The sequence below is a fragment of the Chryseobacterium polytrichastri genome, assembly GCF_900142445.1.
GTDB classification, from domain to species: domain Bacteria; phylum Bacteroidota; class Bacteroidia; order Flavobacteriales; family Weeksellaceae; genus Chryseobacterium; species Chryseobacterium polytrichastri.
This window is the reverse complement of record NZ_FRAV01000012.1, coordinates 115606-121776: the sequence shown is the minus strand read 5'-3', so window position 1 is coordinate 121776 and position 6171 is coordinate 115606. Positions and strand designations below refer to the sequence as shown.

Below are 6171 nucleotides of genomic sequence, written 5' to 3'. Positions count from 1 at the left end.
ATTGTATTTTTCCTCATCCTATTGAATTGCTGAAAAATATCCTGATATGTTTATTGCCCTAACGTCTTACCCTGATTTAGATTATTATATTTCTCTTTTTATCATATACTAGTATATGATAAGAGACTGACCGAAAAGGTCAGTCTCTTTCAAAACACTAAAACACTAATTGAACTAAGTAATTTAATATTGCTATAAACTAGACAATATCAAGTACTGAATGAAAAAAAAGATTTTATATAATTAATTTTTTATTATAGTTTTAAAAAAGCGGGGAAATGGATAATCGATAAAACCTCCCCGCTCTCACCAATAAACTATGAACTTTATTCAATATATTTCTCTTTTTTAATACTAAACTTGTTTAAACTTTCTATTTTAACCACAAAAGTGATAAAAGATTGATATATTATTTATTGAAGTTCATCATGAAATGCAAACAAGAACTCATAAGCTTAAAAAAATCTATTTGATTTTTTCTTAATTAAACTGAACTTCTTCAATGTTCTTAATGGTTTGAATATTTTTTAGGGTACAAAAATTATCAGAACCTGTTTAAACTAATTAAAAATTTAACCGCAAAAGAGACAAAAGGTTGATCTATTATTTATTGAAGTTCATCATGAAATGCAAACAAGAACTCATAAGCTTAAAAAAATCTATTTGATTTTTTCTTAATTAAACTGAACTTCTTCAATGTTCTTAATGGTTTGAATATTTTTTAGGGTACAAAAATTATCAGAACCTGTTTAAACTAATAAAAAAATTTAACCGCAAAAGAATCAAAAGCTATCGTTGATTTATTAAGGATTGGTTATTGAGAAAGCAAAAGTATACCAAAGAATAAAAATCAAAGATTTTTAAAAACTTATGTGCTCTTATTTGTAGCCTAATACTCAACTTAAAGTGACTAATGTGTTAATCTTTTGTCACTTTTGACTCCGTCGAATCTTCGATTTGTGGTTAAAATAAAAGTTTAAACAAGTTGAATAATAGCTTTTGTACCTTTTGCGGTTTAATTTTTAATTAGTTTAAACAGGCTTACTTTTATAAACAGGGAAAAGTCTTAGGATGCTAATTCCCCTTTATCTATTCCTAAAACCCTCCCTGAGAAGAAATAACAAATCATTGTTTATATTATTTTGAAATTGTGTTTTTTATAATGCATTTATTATTTCTTTTAATGAAGCTGTTTTTACTTCTATTTTACTTTCTTTGTCAAGTAGAAAAAGAGTAGGGGTTCTGCTGGCTGCATAGTTCTTACTGTTTACTCCTTTGAAACCTAGGTAGTCAAAATACATTTCTTTCCATGGGAGTTTTTGAGCTTTATTTTAAAATTCTGTTTCGTTTTGCATCGGCTTATATGAAGATCATATGTTTATTGATCTTAGCTTTGGACATTCAAAAATATGACCACTTTTTCTATTGAACACTTCCGATGCATAAACTAATAAAGCCAGCATTTTGCATAAGTTCTGACCCGGAACCATCAATTGTTATTTCAATTTCATCAAACCATGCACCTCCAAGGGTATGTATATGACCGGTGGTTCGATCATTACCCCTTTTTTGAACAATGCTAGTATAACTATTTTCATTAATTATATCAAACACTCCCGAGCATGTACTGTAAGGAGAAAATGTAATAATAGGTGTAACATAATTTCCATTATTCTTCATTCTATAGCTTAATTTTAAACCGTTATACCCATGGTAGTAATTAACTTTTATATTCGATACTAATTTATCAAATTTAATTTTCATTATAGCCCTTGCTCGATTGTTACTATGATCATGTGTTGCGAAAGTATAACCATAATCTTTAGGTATAAATACTTTACAACTAGGAGCGCTTGAACCAGTATTTCTATGTATACCACCATACGAACTCCCAATCGTCATAAAAGACTGAGCATTAACTTGTACACCATTAACTGTGCCCGTTGCAATGCCATTATGTGGAGTATATGGTAATAAAAAACCGTTGCATTCAAGTCCAAGGTCTGGGTCAGGAGGTAAAAGGCCTATGCCAACAGTCCTCGTTAAAGTACATGTTTTACCTCCAATATTAATTTCAAAACTCGCTGTTCCGGAGTTGGATGGTATACCTGTAATTTGATAAGTAAGCATTCCTACCCCATTCGCAAACCCTCCCACAGCCAAGGTAGCAGTAAGTCCTGTAACTCCTGTAGATTGTACTACCTGCCCGTTATGAATTCCTCCATTTCCCCCACTATAAGGAATGGTTGAAGAAACTCCGGAAGCAGTACTACCGCCAATTAAAGTTCCTGTATGGGTGGCAGTAGAGCAGTTTAAAATATCAATTGTACCTGGTGGAAGGTCGTGATAACCGTCTCCGTTTGTACAGCCCCAAGAAGAAGTATTCCATACCTGAATACATTTTTCATCGGTATTATAGATCATCAATCCTGCCGTTTTGCTTTGTATACTGTCTCTCTGAACAGAGCTAAGCCGTGGGAATAGCAATCCTTTGTTATGAGAAGTTACATCCAGCATAGCACCAGGAGCAGGTTGGGCTGTTCCGATACCGACTTGCCCAAACGATAGGGAAGCAATAAAAAGTAATGTTGTTATAAGTATATTTTTCATTTCCTTAATTTTAAAAATTTTTAGTTTTGAATATTCTTTTTCCTTTGTGTGTTGAGAACCTTATTGAGGTTTGTATCTTTAGGTTAGTTAACAGGAATGGTTAATGAAGCGGTTTTCCCACCAATCGTTAATGCAAAAATAGCCAGGCCTACGGGCTGGTTTCCAGGAGTTCCTGTAATGGAAAGGGTGAGGGTACCGCTTCCGTTTTGGAATTCTCCTGCCGCCAGTGTAGCGGTAAGCCCAGTTGTAGGTCCTGAAGCTCTTGAATAAGCATCGTATGGTCCTCCGTTTCCTCCTGTATAAGGAATACTGACACTTACCTGAGAGGCAGGCACTCCCTTGGTAAGAGATCCTGTAACCACTGCCTGATTGATATCCAGCGAGGTTATGCTTCCTTTAGAAATCACCGTTCTCGCGAAAGAACAGGTTTTTCCTGCGATATTGATAGCAAAATTAGCGGTTCCTTCCGTGGCCGGTGTTCCGGTAATTGTATAGGTAAGATTCCCGTTGCCTTTTATTAATTTTCCTGCCGCTAATGTAGCGGTAAGACCTGTAATACCTGTAGAAGATATGTTTTGTAGAGCGTATTCTGCACCATTCCCATTAGTATATGGTATTGATGAGGAAACACCCGAGGCAGCTTTTGCAATAACCAGATTTCCATTATGAGCAGCATCCGAACAAGTTAGACTGCCTACCACCGCAGTTCCCGGAATTCCGAGAGTTTTCCATTTTGTAGAATCCCAAAGTTGAACTGCATTTTCATTTGTATTGTAAATAATGAGCCCTTCTGTTTTGCTTTGTATGCTGTCTCTCTGAATAGAAGTGAGCCTTGGCGCTAATACTCCTTTGTCTGAAGAAACGATATCCAGCATAGCACTGGGATGAGGATCAGGGGTTCCTATTCCGATCTGGCCAAATGCAATAGCAGGAGCATAGAACATAATAGGAATGATTATCTTTTTCATATCTTTCTTGGTTTACAGTTAAAATTTTAAATTTCCTTTTTGTGTGTTTAGAATCGTATCTTAAGCATTTAAAAATGACTAGTATTAATTATTTAAGTGCTTTCGAATTACTGATGCAAATCTACATCCGATCCTGAAGAAAAATACTACAACAAATACACATCGTTTTTGTAAGTTACTGATAGTTAATTGTTTTTACTGTGGGTAAAGTATGATTGCAGTAGCAGTAATGATAAAGAAAGGAGATTCTTTTACATGTTTTTTTAGTTTATTTTTAAGGAATTATTATTTTAATGTGTAAATTCTAATATATTTGGAGAGTATATGAAAAAAATATTATTTATTTTTCTGTTATTGGGTGCCAAAATGTATTGTCAGAAATATACAGTTCCTGAACTTCATAAAGTTACCATAGATAACGTTGACAAAAATAGAATGGATGCAGCTCTTGACTATAATACAAAAGCATTAAAGTTCTTTCAGGAAGAGAATAATAAAGAGGGAATTATTTCTGCTTATACCAATATAGGTAATCTTTTGAGTACAATGAATATGCATGAAGAAAGTCTTTATTATTTGGATAAAGTTAAGGATGAATTGGGAAATGATAAAGATCCCATAATGAATACCAGGCTTTATTATGAATATGGAAGAAATTATTCTACCTTGGGTTTGTTTAAACAATCTAATGAAAATCTGGATAAAGCATTAAAATTCGCCAAGAATATAAAAGAAAGTAAAAGGAAAACATTTTACACCTACTATAGTTATTCCTGGAAATGGAATAATTTTGATATGATGAATGAAGTAGACTCTGTATACAGTATGCAAAAAAAGAGTGCCAGAATTATGCAGTCTTCATTGGCTTATACAAGAATTGCCGAAAGATTTATGCGGGAAAAAAAACACCTTGATTCAGCAGAGATTTATCTCAATAAAGCCATTGCCTTAACGGCACATGAAAACGATGAAAGAGCTACGGTTTACCTATACTTTGGAGATTTATACTTAGAAAAAAATGACTATAATAAGGCTTTGGAATATTATTCTAGGGCTCTTATTATTTATGAAAGATTTAAGCGTAAAATAAATATAGCAACTGTTTATGAGAAAATTTCTAACGCTTATAAGGGACTTCATGATATTGAGAAAACAAATGAATATCTTGAAAAGCATAAATTGGTTAACGACAGTATTAAAACAAGTGAAAAGAAATCGATAAATATCATTCTTCAAAATTTATTGAAAGAAAAAGAAAAGGAAGAAAAGGAAAAAAGGAGAAATTTATATATAATGATTATTGGAATAATCACAGCTTCTTTTTTTGCTATATACTACATAATCAAATTGTATAAACGGACACAGCAGAAGAAAGATATAATTATTCAAGAAAAATTAAAAGAAACAGAGAGTCTGAGGAAAAAGATAGGGATATCTTTTGACGAAGTAATGACATTGGCAAAATCCAGGGATCCCTTTTTTCTTACCCGTTTTAAAGAAGCGTATCCTGATTTTTTTGATAGTTTGATGGAGGCAAACTCTAATCTTTCTCAAGGGGATGTGAGGCTTTGTGCTTATTTAAGACTAGATCTTACCAGTAAAGAAATTGCAATATTTGATAATATTACATTACGGTCTGTAGATACAAAAAAATACAGGCTTAAAAAGAAATTAAATTTGAGTACTGAGGAAGATCTTGCAAAATGGATAGCAGATTTATAAGGATCATAGAAGTTATTATTTACATCTCTTTTTCAGAATGCGTGTTTGCAAGATCTTATCTACTTCACTTGGGAAGTAGTTAACCCATATTTATGTTTAAATGATGTATAAAAATGGGATAAATTTTCAAAACCAAGGTCTAAGTAAAATTCAGTAGGTTTTTCCTGCTTATGCTTTATTTTATAATATGCCTCTTCGAGACGTTTATCCTGAAGCCACTGTTTGGGAGTAGAATTAAAAACTCTGGCGAAATCACGTTTAAATGTTGAAATGCTCCTTCCTGTGAGCTTAGCAAATGATTCAATTGGAACATTGAACATAAAATTGTTATTCATAAATTCCTCAAGATCAATCTTATATTGTTTATTAAAATCAAATAGTATATATATAAAATCAGGGTTGCTATCCAGTAATAACTCAATTGCTTCCCTGACCTTTAAATCAGCTAGTTTAGGTGTTGCTTTTTTTGTCTTATTGATATATGGGGCAAGTGAAATAAAGTAGCTGTTGAGAAACTCATTAGGTTCAAAAAACATTTTTTGCTTTCCCTCGTACCGTTTTTTTATCACAATCTTATTCTCCAAAGCATAGCTGTGTAGAGTTTCCTTATCTAATGTAATAGCGATAAACTTGTAATTTCCTGATTTTGAAGGATACTTTATTGTTCGAATCAATTGGTTTTTCTTTACTAATACCACTGTATTTTCTTTGATCACTATCGTACCTTGATCATGAATGGCATGCGTTTCGCCGGCTAGCTGAAATCCCAAAAAATGGTCGGGATAGAACTCTTCGAATCCCCGGTGTTTTTCAAAAACACAAGAATATACGAGTCTGTCAAATATTATTTCATTTGTTGCTTCCATAACAC

5 protein-coding genes are annotated in these 6171 nt (G+C 32.8%); 1 reads left to right on the top strand and 4 read right to left on the bottom strand.

Annotated features, from left to right (window positions below; genetic code table 11):
• Window positions 1–1157: 1157 nt before the first annotated feature.
• From BUB80_RS23615 to BUB80_RS09630, 3 genes are all read right to left on the bottom strand, one after another.
• Window positions 1158–1301 carry a hypothetical protein gene (locus BUB80_RS23615; protein ID WP_175549592.1) on the bottom strand — a complete coding sequence of 48 codons (144 nt, stop codon included), beginning with the start codon at window positions 1299–1301 and terminating at the stop codon, window positions 1158–1160.
• Window positions 1302–1422: 121 nt separating this feature from the next.
• Entirely contained in the window at window positions 1423–2610 is a 1188-nt protein-coding gene (locus tag BUB80_RS09635) for a hypothetical protein (protein ID WP_073292720.1), read from the bottom strand.
• A gap of 83 nt (window positions 2611–2693) precedes the next feature.
• A complete protein-coding gene (locus BUB80_RS09630; protein ID WP_073292719.1) occupies window positions 2694–3578 on the bottom strand; it encodes a hypothetical protein in 885 nt (294 codons plus the stop codon).
• A 324-nt stretch (window positions 3579–3902) separates the two neighbouring features.
• On the opposite strand from BUB80_RS09630, the gene BUB80_RS09625 reads away from it, so the two are divergent.
• Window positions 3903–5300 (top strand): tetratricopeptide repeat protein, encoded by a 1398-nt coding sequence (locus BUB80_RS09625; protein ID WP_073292718.1) that lies wholly within the window; start codon window positions 3903–3905, stop codon window positions 5298–5300.
• A gap of 59 nt (window positions 5301–5359) precedes the next feature.
• On the opposite strand, the gene BUB80_RS09620 is transcribed toward BUB80_RS09625, so the two are convergent.
• Window positions 5360–6166 (bottom strand): helix-turn-helix domain-containing protein, encoded by an 807-nt coding sequence (locus tag BUB80_RS09620; protein WP_073292717.1) that lies wholly within the window; start codon window positions 6164–6166, stop codon window positions 5360–5362.
• Window positions 6167–6171 lie beyond the last annotated feature (5 nt).

Excerpts from the sequence above, each read along its gene's own strand:
- BUB80_RS23615 (WP_175549592.1), bottom strand. The coding sequence starts at position 1,301 with ATGTATTTTGACTACCTAGGTTTCAAAGGAGTAAACAGTAAGAACTAT.
- BUB80_RS09635 (WP_073292720.1), bottom strand. The coding sequence starts at position 2,610 with ATGAAAAATATACTTATAACAACATTACTTTTTATTGCTTCCCTATCG.
- BUB80_RS09630 (WP_073292719.1), bottom strand. The coding sequence starts at position 3,578 with ATGAAAAAGATAATCATTCCTATTATGTTCTATGCTCCTGCTATTGCA.
- BUB80_RS09625 (WP_073292718.1), top strand. The coding sequence starts at position 3,903 with ATGAAAAAAATATTATTTATTTTTCTGTTATTGGGTGCCAAAATGTAT.
- BUB80_RS09620 (WP_073292717.1), bottom strand. The coding sequence starts at position 6,166 with ATGGAAGCAACAAATGAAATAATATTTGACAGACTCGTATATTCTTGT.